Consider the following 13,266-nt stretch of genomic DNA (forward strand, 5'->3'; position numbering starts at 1 on the left):
GGCGGCATGCAGGGGCACCAGTCAACGTCCTGCAGGCTTTCCCTTTATATGAACGAAACCCACATTGTCTGGAATGTGGCTGATGGGCGTATGTCTCGCCCTAATCTACAGGAATTAAAATGAGCGAAAGCTTTGCAGAACTCTTTGAAGAAAGCCTGAAAACCCTCAACCTTCAACCAGGTGCGATCATCACCGGTATCGTTGTCGATATCGACGGTGACTGGGTTACTGTCCACGCCGGTCTGAAGTCCGAGGGCGTCATCCCGCTCGAGCAGTTCTACAACGAAGCTGGCGAGCTGACCATCAAGGTCGGTGACGAAGTTCACGTTGCGCTGGACGCGGTCGAAGACGGCTTTGGCGAAACCAAGCTGTCCCGTGAAAAAGCCAAGCGCGCCGAGTGCTGGATTGTTCTGGAAGCAGCTTTCGCCGCCGAAGAAGTGGTCAAGGGCGTTATCAACGGTAAGGTTAAAGGCGGCTTCACTGTCGACGTTAACGGTATCCGTGCGTTCCTGCCGGGCTCCCTGGTTGATGTCCGCCCAGTGCGCGACACCACCCACCTCGAAGGCAAAGAGCTGGAATTCAAGGTCATCAAGCTGGACCAGAAGCGCAACAACGTTGTCGTTTCCCGTCGCAGTGTCCTGGAAGCCGAAAACAGCGCCGAGCGCGAAGCTCTGCTGGAATCGCTGCAGGAAGGCCAGCAAGTCAAGGGTATCGTCAAGAACCTCACCGACTACGGCGCATTCGTTGACCTGGGCGGCGTTGATGGCCTGCTGCACATCACCGACATGGCCTGGAAGCGTATCAAGCACCCGTCGGAAATCGTCAACGTTGGCGACGAGATCGACGTCAAGGTACTGAAGTACGATCGTGAGCGTAACCGCGTTTCGCTGGGCCTGAAGCAACTGGGCGAAGACCCATGGGTTGCTATCAAGGCACGTTACCCAGAAAGCACCCGCGTCATGGCGCGCGTCACCAACCTGACCGACTACGGCTGCTTCGCAGAGCTGGAAGAAGGCGTGGAAGGCCTGGTACACGTTTCCGAAATGGACTGGACCAACAAGAACATCCACCCTTCGAAAGTCGTACAAGTCGGCGACGAAGTGGAAGTCATGGTTCTGGACATCGACGAAGAGCGTCGTCGTATCTCCCTGGGCATCAAGCAGTGCAAGTCGAACCCATGGGAAGACTTCTCTGGCCAGTTCAACAAGGGCGACAAGATCTCCGGCACCATCAAGTCGATCACCGATTTCGGTATCTTCATTGGTCTGGACGGCGGCATCGACGGTCTGGTTCACCTGTCCGACATCTCCTGGAACGAAGTGGGCGAAGAAGCCGTACGTCGCTTCAAGAAGGGCGACGAGCTGGACACCGTCATCCTGTCGGTTGACCCAGAGCGCGAGCGTATCTCCCTGGGTATCAAGCAACTGGAAGACGATCCGTTCTCCAACTACGTTGCTGTCAACGACAAAGGCGCTATCGTAAAAGGTATCGTTAAAGAAGTTGACGCCAAGGGCGCTATCATCACCCTGGCCGACGATATCGAAGCCACTCTGAAAGCTTCCGAAATCAGCCGTGACCGCGTTGAAGACGCGCGTAACGTTCTGAAGGAAGGCGAAGAAGTTGAAGCCAAGATCATCAGCGTTGACCGCAAGAGCCGCGTAATCAACCTCTCCATCAAGTCGAAAGACGATGCTGAAGAGAAAGAAGCAATCCAGAGCCTGAAAGCCGCTCCGGAAGCTGCCGCCGATACCACCATGGCTGCACTGCTGCGCGAAGCAATGGCCAAACAGAACTGAGTTCTGCTTGATCATTAAAAAGGGCGACTTCGGTCGCCCTTTTTTGTGCCTGCGATTCATGTCTGTTTGCCGATGAGTCTGCAGGGGGTCCCATGCCTTCCTGTGTTCCGCCAGGGCGCATTCGTCCATGTCAGGGCGAAGCAAATGCGCCAATCCCATGCCCCGCCTCACCTGCGGGCAGCGGCACTCACTTGTCACCCTTGTGCGCAAATCTTGAAAATTTTATGGGTAAGCGGATTAAATGGTTGATCTTACCTTTGCATGAGAGTGAGACAGACCGGCATCTCATCGGATTATCTGGTTGATGCTTCACCTACTGCTGGTGCATGTTTCCTTCGCTAATTCCAGCAAGAACCCCACACGCCTCAACTTCCCGGTCATCGTTGCAACTCGCTCTCAGTGAAACGAGTTGTTTCTCAAGCGCTTGCAGAGCGGTTATCTGCGACCGCACATGAGAGATGTGATCATCGAGCAAGGCGTTGACGGCGGTACAAGGCTGATGAGGGTCGTCCTGATAGCGCTTTAGTTCGTGAATTTCTGCCAGTGACAGATCCAGGATGCGGCAGCGACGAATAAAGGCCAGCCGCTCAACGTGTTTCTCGGTATAGACACGGTAACCGTTGTCCTGCCGATCAGGCGGCGGCAACAAGCCCTGCTGTTCATAGAAGCGGATCGTCTGTGTTTCGACCCCTACCAACTGCGCCAACTGACCAATGCGCATCAGCCTCCTCCCCAACGGATTCTTTACTCTATTGACCTTATAGTAGCTTTATAGTTTTAAATGGTACCACAACATTGTTCAAGTGGAGTCGTATCATGAGCAAATCCTGTGGTGGCGCCTGTGGCGGTGATGCAACGTCCGCAGCGGATACCGATATACAGGCCTCCTCCGAGGCGCCAGGGAGATGGGTCAGTGTTTATGCCGTGCCGAAGATGGACTGTCCATCAGAAGAACGAATGATTCGCCTAGCCCTGAACGGCTTTGAGGAGATTCGGGCGCTGTCCTTCGACTTGTCGAACCGCCGGCTGAAGGTCGTGCATGACGGCGAGGTCGAGCCCGTCACCTCGAAACTGAAGACCTTGGGGCTAGGCGCCTCGCTTCAGGAAACCGTCGCTGCAAATCCGGAGACCATCAAGGCCGCCGAGTTTTCGGCAGCTTCTGCTAAGCAAGAATCCGGGACCCTGCGCTGGTTGCTCGGCATCAATGCACTTCTGTTCGTGGTGGAAATGACTGCCGGTCTGATCGCCCGGTCCACCGGCCTGATTGGAGAATCCCTGGACAATTTTGCCGATGCGGCGGTGTACGGGCTTGCCCTTTATGCGGTTGGACATAGCGTGAAAATGCAGGTACGTGCCGCGCATCTTGCTGGTGTACTGCAACTGATCTTGGCTGTGGGCGTGCTCGTAGAGGTGGTGAGACGCTTTGTATTCGGTAGTGAGCCTGAATCGCTGGTGATGATGGCTATCGCATTCGTCGCATTGATTGCCAATACCAGTTGTCTGCTGCTCATATCCAAACATCGGGAAGGCGGGGCGCACATGAAGGCAAGCTGGATATTCTCGGCCAACGACGTGGTGATCAACCTGGGGGTCATCACCGCCGGCGCCCTGGTCGCGTGGACCGGTTCCAATTATCCGGATCTGATTATCGGCACCATCGCGGGGGGCATTGTACTTAACGGTGCCAGACGCATTTTGGCGTTGAAGGGTTAAATAATGCTCATTATTGGCAAAAAGCTCTCGCCGTATGCCCTATTGTCCATATCGGGCCTGCTGGCAGCGTCTGATCAGGCTGTAAAGTGGCTGGTGCAGCAATCAATGGCCTATGGCGAGTATGTTTCGGTGACCCCGTTCTTTAACTGGGTGCACCTATGGAACACCGGTGCCGCATTCAGTCTTTTTGCGAATGGTGGAGGCTGGCAGCGCTACTTTTTTATCGGAATCGCGGTAGTGGTCTCGATTTTTCTGATCAAGCTGATCCTTGAAAATCGTCATAAAGGAGAAGCCATCGCTTACAGTCTTATCCTCGGTGGCGCCATGGGCAACCTGATTGACCGGGTCTTTCGCGGCTATGTTGTGGATTCCTTTGATTTCTATTGGCGAGACTGGCATTGGCCGGCCTTCAACCTGGCTGATATTGCAATTGTCCTCGGTGCCTTACTTTTCGTTTCCAGCAGCTTGTTGGGTAAAAAAGCAAACACCAATGCCGAGTCGGATGGATCTGACTGACACCTACGCCTATACAACACCATGACCGAACTTCCCGACAACATCCTTCACCTGCCGCAATACCAAGTACTGGGCTGCAAATCAACCGACGACGAAATGCACTTCCAGGTGGACGTGCCCGATCCCATCGCCTGCGAGGAATGCGGCGTGCAGGGTGAGTTCGTACGGTTCGGCAAGCGTGACGTTCCCTATCGTGATCTGCCCATCCACGGCAAGCGGGTCACTCTCTGGGTGGTCCGCCGCCGATACACCTGCCGGGCCTGCAAGACAACATTCAGGCCCCAGCTACCGGAGATGGTGGACGGATTCCGTATGACACTGCGGCTGCATGAGTACGTGGAGAAGGAATCCTTCAACCACCCCTACACCTTTGTGGCGGCACAGACCGGCCTGGACGAGAAGACGGTGCGCGACATCTTCAACGCCCGCGCCGAGTTCCTGGGGCGCTGGCACCGCTTCGAGACGCCCCGCATCCTGGGCATTGACGAGCTATACCTGAACAAGCGCTACCGCTGCATTCTGACCAACATTGAGGAGCGAACCCTGCTCGACCTGCTGGCCACCCGCCGCCAGGACGTGGTGACCAACTACCTGATGAAGCTGAAAGACCGGCAGAAGGTCGAGATCGTCAGCATGGACATGTGGAACCCCTACCGGGCAGCGGTCAAGGCTGTGCTGCCCCAGGCCCGTATCGTGGTCGATAAGTTCCATGTGGTGCGCATGGCCAACGATGCCCTAGAGAGAGTGCGCAAGGGCCTCAGAAAGGAGCTGAAACCGTCCCAGAGCCGGACTCTCAAGGGAGACCGGAAAATCCTGCTGAAACGCGCTCACGAAGTCTCAGACCGGGAGCGCCTCATCATGGAGACCTGGACAGGCGCGTTCCCGCAACTGCTGGCCGCCTACGAGCACAAGGAGCGCTTCTACGGCATCTGGGACGCCACCACACGGCTCCAGGCAGAAGCCGCCCTGGACGAGTGGATAGCCACCATCCCGAAGGGCCAAAAGGAAGTCTGGAGCGATCTGGTCAGGGCAGTGGGAAACTGGCGCGAAGAGACCATGACCTACTTCGAGACGGACATGCCCGTCACCAACGCTTACACGGAGTCCATCAACCGACTGGCCAAGGACAAGAACCGTGAAGGGCGCGGTTACTCCTTCGAGGTGATGCGGGCACGAATGCTCTACACCACGAAGCACAAGAAGAAGGCACCGACTGCGAAGGTCTCTCCTTTCTACAAGAAAACCATCGGTTACGGACTGCCGGACTTCGCAGAGGAACTCAACTACGGAGTCGATCTATCAACCATCTGAGGGTGGTATCAGATTGATGGGGTGAAGGTGCCCCATCAACCATTAAATCCGTATACCCAATTTTATTAAGTCAAGAACCACCCTGTTCAAATCAGCTAGGGCGTGCTACAAACAGAGTAAGCAATGATCTAGCTGCTTGATAAAGAAGGGAAAAATATGACGAAGTCGGAGCTGATCGAACGTATTGTCACCCATCAAGGGCTGCTTTCATCGAAGGATGTGGAGCTGGCCATCAAGACCATGCTTGAGCAGATGTCCCAGTGCCTGGCTACAGGGGATCGAATCGAGATCCGCGGCTTTGGCAGCTTCTCGCTGCATTACCGGGCGCCGCGCCTGGGCCGTAACCCGAAGACGGGTCAGTCGGTGAGTCTGGACGGCAAGTTCGTGCCGCATTTCAAGCCCGGTAAAGAGCTGCGTGATCGGGTCAACGATGAGGAGGAGGGCGCATGATGGCCGCTGAGCAAGGAGCAAGTCATGCGTAACCTCAAGCGTGTAGTGCTGGCGCTGGTGGTGCTGGCCGTTGCGGCGGTGGTGCTGCTGTTTGTGCTGGAGAACCAGCAGTCGGTGGCATTGGTGCTTTTTGGGTGGGCTGCGCCGGCGTTGCCGTTGTCGGTTGTGGTGCTGGTTGCCTTGGTGGGTGGGTTGCTGGTTGGGCCGGTGATGGGGGCATATGTTGCAGTGCGTGCCAGAGGTCGTGCCCGGCGTATGAGTCGGTAACGCAGCCCGCCTGGCTGCAAAATGCAGAATCTTCCTACAGCTACTGAGCGAAGATGCCACGTGGCGGCGGCCATCTTTTATGGGGTAATGGCGCTCCATTGAATACCCTGGAATGGATCGCGCATGTTTTCTCTCGATTCCTCACCACCGCGCCATCTATGGCGTTTCAGCCTATTATCAAGCCCTCCTTCCTCTTTGTTTCTCCTCTCTTCTGGTTTGCGCATCGGTATGCCGGGTGGGCGCTCGGGCCCGCTGTCCACCTCGCATTAATCTGGGGCCCGTCGATTGATCATGCTTTCAACGGTCATGCTGCAGCAGATTATGCTGGCACATGCTGAGCTCGATGCCGGCTACGTACTGTCCAAAGTATTGCCATTGTGTTTCGGCATGTGAGCCAGGTGGGTGAAAGTAGTGTTGTGGCTTTTGCTTCTGCGCTGGGAACTTATCTGAATGTTGCCTTATCAGATGCCTCTGCATCGGTGCCGCATGCGCGTAAAGAAAATGTCGTCGTCACCAGGCAGGTTGCCAAAACGTCACTAAGCTATGATTTATTAAAGAATTATATGCCAATGACATCATTTTGCTATCTGCTGTTTACTGACCTTCCAATCTAAATGGTTGGTTTCAAAAGAAAATGGACCTAGGGAATCACAAAATAAATGTCCAACGACCGTGAGCGAGTGATTAGAGATGATGAAATTGATCTTGTGGAGCTGATGGCTCGATTGTGGTGCCATAGGCTATTGGTTCTCGTGACGACACTGCTGGTGGGGGCAGTTGCTGTGGCGTACAGCATGCTGGTTACTCCGACCTACGAAGCCAAGGTGTTTGTGCAGCCTCCCACCCAGAATGATATTGCTCATCTCAACTACGGTCGCGGTGGTAGCTCGGGGTTGATGATGCTGTCAGTAAAAGACATTTCCGGTGTGTACTCGCGCGTGCTGCAGTCCGAGTCATTGCGTCGTGAGTTTTTCGAATCGAATTACCTGCCTTGGGTGACTCAGCGAGAGGGGCGGCGTTCCCAAGATGACCTTTATAACCAGATGAGCAAGGTGCTCGTGCTAGAGCTTGTGAATCCCGAGTCACCAGGGCGTTACTCCGTTGCTGTCAAGCTATCCGATCCGCACTTGGCTGCACAGTGGGCGATGCGCTATGTGCAAATGGCAGGAGAGCGCGCGAAGAACGAGGTGCTCAAGGATGTGAAGGCTGACGCTATGGTCAAGGCAAATAACCTTGAGCGGCAGATTGCCTTGGCGCGCGAGACTGGGGCGCACAAGCGAGAGGACCGAATTGCACAACTCAAGGAGGCGTTGATTATCGCCAAGTCCATTGGGTTGGTAAGACCGCCGATCATCAGCGGAGATATCGCCAAGGAGCTTTCTGCAAATATGGACGGGGCACTGACCTATATGCGGGGGAGCGAGGCGCTGGAGGCAGAAATTAGTAATTTGGAGCGACGGAGTTCGGACGATCCTTTTATCTCCACATTGCGTGAGCAACAGGCTGATTTCGAATTCTATCAGTCGTTGGCTATCGATCCGGCCACTGTAGAAGTCTATCGGCAGGATGGAGGGATCGAGTCGCCTGACATGCCGGTCAATCCGAAGAAGGCGTTGATCATCCTATTGGGGGTTTTGGTTGGTCTATTCCTGGGGGTGATCTTGGCGCTGGTGAAGCATGTATGGTTGAGTAATCAAGGCGTACGCTCTTAGGTGAAGCGCGCTTGCCGCGTCCTGTATGGAGCGCGGCGCGATTAGGTGGCACAATGCATGCAAATTGACGCGGCAGTGTGCCCTGTGGCTCTATTCGGCGAGTTCGCCAATAGCGTATAGGTGCTTGTCTGTCAGACACGGTACGTATATTTCAGCCAGAGCAGGTTTAAATGTGACAAGTGTTTCCCGTATTCCCCCGGTCATCGCACAAGGTGAATTTGATTTTCTGGCGACCGCCCAGGTGGTTTGGCAGCAGAAAAAATTGATCGTCGCTTTCTCGCTGATGTTCGCTGCTCTGGGGGGCATTTACGCTTTTACAGCCACGCCAGAGTATGAAACCAGTGCAGTGCTGCGTTCTGTTGCACTGAATGATCTGGATGCATTGAATCGGTCAGGTGTCTACTCGCTGTCGCCGGATGAGGCGTTGATGCGGGTTGCGTCTGCCCTGGATTCTTATGAGGTCCGCCTTGGCTTCTATAAGGCCAATCCTCAGTTGCAGGAGCAGTTTGTTGGGGCCTACAGTGCACCAACGCATGCATTCGAGAGGTTTAACCGCGATCTGCAGATGAAGGTGCAGACGGACGTTCAGAAGTCCGCCGCGTTCGCCACAAGCGTAAATATGCAGATGCGCTACCCGCAGGGTATCAGTGGCCCTGATGCGCTCAACGGACTGATTGAGTACGCAATTGATAACGAGCGCCGACATATTTCTGACGACCTAAAGGTTATCGTCAGCAATCGGCTGGCTGAAGTGGATGCAAAGCTAGCTGCTGCACGCAGCAACTATGATGCTACGAAGCAGGGGCGGATCGCCGAGTTGCTGGAGGCTGATCGTCTGAAGCGCGCGCAGTTGCAGGATGAGTTGAAGGCGTTGCGTAGCCAGCTCAAGCTGCTGAGGGAGGACCGTATTGCCCAGTTGAATGAGGCAATCACAATTGCGCGTTCCCTGGGTTTGAAGAGGCCTTCAACGCCTTCTTCCATGGCCAATAGCGATTCCTCCGGTACGATTAATCGCACCGAGGTCACCAACCAGCAGATCCCTCTGTACTTCATGGGTGTAGATGCACTGGAGGCGGAGCGCCAGGTAATGCGCCGTCGTGAGTCGGACGATTTTTCCGATCCCAAAGTTGCAGAGATTCGCAAGCAGCTTTTGGTGCTCGCCAATAATCGCGAGGTCGAAGTATTGCGCAAGCGCGATAATGACGAGCTGTTCCTGAAAGGAATCGAGGCGCTGCGAGCCGAGCGAGTGCGACTTGAGAGTATGGGGGCGGACGCAAGCAGTATGCGATTGGTAAGCATTGATCAGCCTGCAATGGCACCCGTGGCACCGGTGCAGCCGAAAAAGTTGATCCTGGTCTTGGCGGGCTTGGTAGTAGGTGTCGTCTGCGGCATTTTTCTGGCGATTATGCGGAATTTGTTGGTCGTGCGTCGCCTTCATCTTTCACAAGAGGTTTCAATGGCGGTGCCCGTGGTCGCCAAGACGCAGGCGCCTTCGCTGCCTGAAAGTGGTCGGTAGGTCGTTGATGGCCTGTAGGCTCGGGTGCGCAGGCTCCATTGCGGCATTTTGCCTGCTAGGCTTCGGTGAGTTTTTCTAGCGAAAATCCCGCGTCGGAAGTGATCGTTCTTGAGTTAGGAATTTTCAGATGTTTGCTGTCGTGCGCAATAGGTTAAGCATGGAAGGTGGTCTGATAAGCGATGCGATCCTGCGGGTGAATGTTTCGTTGATTGGGATGAGCCTTGTCGATAGTTGTTTTAACTGGACAGTTACTCAGGTAATCATCGCTGCTGGGCGGAACATAGGGTCTGTTTATTCAGGGCTCCTATTGCGTTCGCGTAAACCCTCTACCGCTCCGTGGGGTAGGCTGACAGAGCGGGACAATGGAGAAGCGTTCTGTCTTTGTGTATAGTGGTTCGAAAATTTTGTGCTGCATAAAGCTCGCTTTTGATGCTTTGTGCAGCGTTGGTGTTGGAGCCGCGGCAGCAGGGCTATTGGTGAGCCTTGCATGGCGGCATGGCGCAGCACGTCCCGGCCGCTGAGCTCTCTCGAGCAAGCAGTGGCGAAGGGGCGCTGGGGATGCAGATCAGGCAGCATCTTACGATCAGTTGAGTCGCTGCGCCAAGGTCCCTTGGCGAGCTTCTTCGATGGTACATTCATATCTTTGTCGCCCCTGAGCAAGTGTCAGGGAAAGAGACTTTAAGGGTTTAACGATGACTACAGTTTTGGTGACCGGCGCTGACGGATTTATCGGCTCGCATTTGACCGAGTTGCTGGTGCGCGAAGGTTATAAGGTTAAGGCGCTTTCCCAATATAACTCATTCAACTATTGGGGCTGGCTTGAAGACGTTGACTGTCTTTCACATGTTGAAGTGCTTAACGGCGACGTGAGGGATCCTCATTATTGCAAGCACATTACCAAAGATGTGGATATTGTCTTTCACCTCGCGGCACTGATTGCCATTCCATACTCGTATGTTGCCCCTGACAGCTACGTGGATACCAATGTCAAGGGGACCCTGAACATCTGCCAGGCTGCGCTGGAGAACGGCGTCAAGCGCATCATTCACACGTCCACAAGCGAAGTGTACGGGACCGCACAGTATGTGCCGATCGATGAGAAGCACCCGCTTCAGGCACAATCGCCTTACAGTGCGTCAAAAATTGGTGCTGATGCGATGGCGATGAGCTTTTTCAATGCCTTTGATCTGCCGTTGACCATCGCTCGTCCGTTCAATACCTATGGCCCTCGCCAATCCGCTCGGGCAGTTATTCCGACCATCATCAGTCAGATCGCCGCCGGTCAGAAACAGATCAAGCTGGGCGACGTAACCCCTACTCGCGACTTCAACTATGTTGCTGATACTTGCCGAGGATTCCTTGAGCTTGCGCGCTGCGAGCGTGCGATCGGTGAAACCGTCAACATCGGTTCGAATTTTGAGATTTCCGTTGGTGACACCCTCAGCCTGATCCGTGAACTGATGGGCAGCGAGGTCGAGTTTCTGACGGATGATCAGCGTATTCGTCCAGAAAAGTCCGAGGTTTTCCGTCTGTGGTGTGACAACTCCAAGATTCATGGTTTGACCGGATTCAAGCCTGAGTACTCCATTCGCCAAGGTCTGGAAAAGACGGTGGAATGGTTCTCGCAGCCACAGAATCTGGCCAAATACAAAGCCAATATCTATAACGTTTGAGGTTCGGTATGTTCGACTCGCTTGTCAGGTTTGTACGCGAACAATATCGCACCAATGAATTCATACCGTTGCACGCGCCGGTATTTGGGGGCAACGAGCAGCAGTATGTGGCCGATACAATCACGTCTACGTTTGTCTCCAGCGTAGGTGCCTTTGTTGATCGCTTCGAACGTGACATGCAGAGCTACACAGGAAGCCCGCGGGCAGTTGCAACCGTCAATGGAACCGCTGCGCTGCACATTGCGTTGTTGCTTGCGGGTGTCAAACCCGGTGAACTGGTGATTACCCAGTCGCTGACGTTTGTGGCTACCTGCAATGCCATCGCCTATTGTGGGGCACAGCCGGTGTTTGTGGATGTGGACCGTGAAACTCTGGGCCTTTCTCCATCGGCGCTCGTGGTGTGGCTCGAGGCCGAGGCGTTCATCGATGCCGACGGCCAGTGCCGTCTGAAAAAGGATGAACGAGTCATCAGGGCCTGCTTGCCGATGCACACCTTCGGTCATCCGGTGGCCCTGGATGAGTTGGTCGATGTGTGTCGTCGCTGGGGGCTTGCATTGGTCGAAGATGCTGCCGAATCGCTGGGCAGCACCTACAAGGGGCAGCATACCGGCACCTTCGGTCTGATCGGCACCCTGAGCTTCAACGGCAACAAGGTCATCACTACCGGTGGTGGCGGCATGCTGTTGGCAGGCGAGGCTCTCGGGAATAAGGCCAAACACTTGACCACAACCGCCAAGCAGCCACATCCCTACGAGTACGTGCATGATGAGGTGGGCTACAACTATCGCTTGCCGAATATCAACGCGGCTTTGGGTTGTGCTCAGCTCGAGCAACTCGATGCATTCCTAGAAGCCAAGCGCGCTTTGGCGATGCGCTACGCTGATGAACTGGCCGGTAGCGACTTGCAATTTGTGCTCGAGCCCGAGGGCTGTCGTTCCAATTACTGGTTGAATGCGGTTGTCTGCCAGGATCTGGAGCAGCGGGATGCGCTGCTCAAGGCCACCAATGACAGCGGTGTGATGACGCGCCCTATATGGCGCCTGATGAATCATCTGCCGGCTTATCGCGAGTGCATCGCCGGGGATTTGAGCAATGCCCAGTGGCTTGAGGCCAGGGTGGTGAACCTGCCCAGCAGCGTGCCCGCCGGTGGAGCTTCATGAGTCGGCGCATCGCCGTATTCACCGGTACCAGGGCAGAGTACGGCCTTCTGTATTGGCTGATGAAGGAGATCCAGGCCAGTTCGTCGCTGGAACTGCAGGTTATTGTTAGTTGCATGCACCTGTCTCCGGAGTTTGGTAATACCTGGCAGCAGATTAGAGACGATGGTTTCGTCATCGACGCCAAGGTCGAAATGCTGCTGTCATCCAACACCGATGTCGGTACGGTCAAGTCTATGGGCCTGGGTACGCTGGGTTTCGCTGATGCGCTTGATCGACTGCGGCCTGACATCCTAGTGGTGTTGGGCGACAGGTTTGAGGCACTAAGTATCGTTCAGGCTGCCTTGATCATGCGAATTCCGGTCGCCCATCTGCATGGTGGTGAGGTTACCGAAGGGGCCTATGATGACGCGATTCGGCACGCTATAAGCAAGATGGCCTATCTGCATTTCGTCGCGGCGCACCCCTATCGTCAACGCGTCATCCAGATGGGCGAAGCGCCAGAGCGTGTGTTCAATGTAGGGGCTGTGGGCCTGGATCATATCAAGCGCACGCCCGTTCTGTCCGAGCCTGAGCTGGCAGAGACGTTGTCGTTTGATTTCAACTCGCCGTTTCTGCTGGTGACCTATCATCCGGTAACGCTTCTGAAGGAAGACCCTGCCTCCAGTTTTGCTGCGCTACTGGGAGCACTGGACGAATTTTCCGATTACGGTGTAGTGCTCACCTATCCCAACGCCGATAATGGCGGACGGGATCTCATTCCCATGATTGAAGATTATGCGGCTTCCAATCCCGGTCGTGTACTGGCGATCCCGTCGCTGGGTTTTCGCCGTTATCTCAGTGTGGTGGGCAAGGCCGCAGCGGTTGTGGGCAACTCGTCCAGTGGGCTCATTGAGGTGCCGTCCTTCGGTGTGCCGACCGTGAATATTGGTGCGCGCCAGCAAGGTCGTCTGTGTGCAGAGTCCGTCGTCCACTGCCTACCGGAAAAAGCGTGTATTGTCGCCGCCCTTGAAACGGCTTTGAGTCAACCTTTTTCAGCCGCTTGCAAGCGAGTTGAAAACCCTTATGGACAAGGCGATGCTGCCAAGCAGATCGTGCAGATCCTCGAAACTTGTGACGTCTCAGGTCACAAGTCATTTCATGATTTGAGTTGAC

13 protein-coding genes are annotated in these 13,266 nt (G+C 55.0%); 12 read left to right on the forward strand and 1 reads right to left on the reverse strand.

Features of this window, described 5'->3' with window-relative positions; all coding sequences use genetic code 11:
* Positions 1-119: 119 nt before the first annotated feature.
* Complete coding sequence (rpsA, locus tag V9K84_RS02310; protein ID WP_043862680.1) at positions 120-1,796, forward strand: 30S ribosomal protein S1; 1,677 nt, start codon at positions 120-122, stop codon at positions 1,794-1,796.
* A gap of 313 nt (positions 1,797-2,109) precedes the next feature.
* Here rpsA and cadR read toward each other — a convergent pair whose 3' ends face one another.
* Entirely contained in the window at positions 2,110-2,517 is a 408-nt protein-coding gene (gene cadR / locus V9K84_RS02315) for a Cd(II)/Pb(II)-responsive transcriptional regulator (RefSeq protein ID WP_010794431.1), read from the reverse strand.
* A gap of 95 nt (positions 2,518-2,612) precedes the next feature.
* On the opposite strand from cadR, the gene V9K84_RS02320 reads away from it, so the two are divergent.
* The 11 genes from V9K84_RS02320 (at position 2,613) to neuC (ending at position 13,265) form a co-directional block, all read left to right on the forward strand.
* The gene (locus V9K84_RS02320; RefSeq protein WP_004364974.1) at positions 2,613-3,509 is read left to right on the forward strand and encodes a cation transporter; all 897 of its coding nucleotides are present in this window, start codon (positions 2,613-2,615) and stop codon (positions 3,507-3,509) included.
* Between the two features lie 3 nt (positions 3,510-3,512).
* Positions 3,513-4,025, forward strand: a complete 513-nt coding sequence (lspA, locus tag V9K84_RS02325; RefSeq protein WP_003821921.1) for a signal peptidase II — start codon at positions 3,513-3,515, stop codon at positions 4,023-4,025.
* A gap of 21 nt (positions 4,026-4,046) precedes the next feature.
* Positions 4,047-5,336: an ISL3-like element ISPpu12 family transposase gene (locus V9K84_RS02330; protein ID WP_004574636.1), complete on the forward strand. Its 1,290-nt coding sequence runs from the start codon at positions 4,047-4,049 to the stop codon at positions 5,334-5,336.
* 156 nt (positions 5,337-5,492) lie between these two features.
* Positions 5,493-5,786 carry an integration host factor subunit beta gene (ihfB, locus tag V9K84_RS02335; RefSeq protein WP_043862681.1) on the forward strand — a complete coding sequence of 98 codons (294 nt, stop codon included), beginning with the start codon at positions 5,493-5,495 and terminating at the stop codon, positions 5,784-5,786.
* 24 nt (positions 5,787-5,810) lie between these two features.
* Positions 5,811-6,053 (forward strand): lipopolysaccharide assembly protein LapA domain-containing protein, encoded by a 243-nt coding sequence (locus tag V9K84_RS02340; RefSeq protein ID WP_088514050.1) that lies wholly within the window; start codon positions 5,811-5,813, stop codon positions 6,051-6,053.
* 398 nt (positions 6,054-6,451) lie between these two features.
* Positions 6,452-6,667, forward strand: a complete 216-nt coding sequence (locus V9K84_RS02345) for a hypothetical protein (protein WP_143516615.1) — start codon at positions 6,452-6,454, stop codon at positions 6,665-6,667.
* A 45-nt stretch (positions 6,668-6,712) separates the two neighbouring features.
* A complete protein-coding gene (locus tag V9K84_RS02350) occupies positions 6,713-7,765 on the forward strand; it encodes a Wzz/FepE/Etk N-terminal domain-containing protein (protein WP_088514051.1) in 1,053 nt (350 codons plus the stop codon).
* 172 nt (positions 7,766-7,937) lie between these two features.
* Positions 7,938-9,281, forward strand: a complete 1,344-nt coding sequence (locus tag V9K84_RS02355) for a Wzz/FepE/Etk N-terminal domain-containing protein (protein WP_178075057.1) — start codon at positions 7,938-7,940, stop codon at positions 9,279-9,281.
* A 692-nt stretch (positions 9,282-9,973) separates the two neighbouring features.
* Complete coding sequence (locus tag V9K84_RS02360; RefSeq protein ID WP_088514053.1) at positions 9,974-10,954, forward strand: NAD-dependent 4,6-dehydratase LegB; 981 nt, start codon at positions 9,974-9,976, stop codon at positions 10,952-10,954.
* A gap of 8 nt (positions 10,955-10,962) precedes the next feature.
* On the forward strand, positions 10,963-12,114 hold the full coding sequence (locus V9K84_RS02365) for a LegC family aminotransferase (protein WP_088514054.1): 1,152 nt from the start codon (positions 10,963-10,965) through the stop codon (positions 12,112-12,114).
* Positions 12,111-13,265, forward strand: coding sequence for a UDP-N-acetylglucosamine 2-epimerase (gene neuC, locus V9K84_RS02370; protein ID WP_088514055.1), 1,155 nt, complete (start codon positions 12,111-12,113; stop codon positions 13,263-13,265). Before V9K84_RS02365 ends, neuC begins: the two co-directional genes overlap by 4 nt.
* The last annotated feature ends 1 nt before the right edge of the window (position 13,266 follow it).

Source organism: Pseudomonas sp. AE27 (assembly GCF_037113495.1).
In the GTDB taxonomy this organism is placed as follows: Bacteria; Pseudomonadota; Gammaproteobacteria; order Pseudomonadales; family Pseudomonadaceae; genus Aquipseudomonas; species Aquipseudomonas palmensis.

Excerpts from the sequence above, each read along its gene's own strand:
- cadR (WP_010794431.1), bottom strand. The coding sequence starts at position 2,517 with ATGCGCATTGGTCAGTTGGCGCAGTTGGTAGGGGTCGAAACACAGACG.
- V9K84_RS02365 (WP_088514054.1), top strand. The coding sequence starts at position 10,963 with ATGTTCGACTCGCTTGTCAGGTTTGTACGCGAACAATATCGCACCAAT.
- V9K84_RS02330 (WP_004574636.1), top strand. The coding sequence starts at position 4,047 with ATGACCGAACTTCCCGACAACATCCTTCACCTGCCGCAATACCAAGTA.
- V9K84_RS02340 (WP_088514050.1), top strand. The coding sequence starts at position 5,811 with ATGCGTAACCTCAAGCGTGTAGTGCTGGCGCTGGTGGTGCTGGCCGTT.
- neuC (WP_088514055.1), top strand. The coding sequence starts at position 12,111 with ATGAGTCGGCGCATCGCCGTATTCACCGGTACCAGGGCAGAGTACGGC.
- V9K84_RS02320 (WP_004364974.1), top strand. The coding sequence starts at position 2,613 with ATGAGCAAATCCTGTGGTGGCGCCTGTGGCGGTGATGCAACGTCCGCA.
- V9K84_RS02350 (WP_088514051.1), top strand. The coding sequence starts at position 6,713 with ATGTCCAACGACCGTGAGCGAGTGATTAGAGATGATGAAATTGATCTT.
- rpsA (WP_043862680.1), top strand. The coding sequence starts at position 120 with ATGAGCGAAAGCTTTGCAGAACTCTTTGAAGAAAGCCTGAAAACCCTC.
- ihfB (WP_043862681.1), top strand. The coding sequence starts at position 5,493 with ATGACGAAGTCGGAGCTGATCGAACGTATTGTCACCCATCAAGGGCTG.
- V9K84_RS02360 (WP_088514053.1), top strand. The coding sequence starts at position 9,974 with ATGACTACAGTTTTGGTGACCGGCGCTGACGGATTTATCGGCTCGCAT.
- lspA (WP_003821921.1), top strand. The coding sequence starts at position 3,513 with ATGCTCATTATTGGCAAAAAGCTCTCGCCGTATGCCCTATTGTCCATA.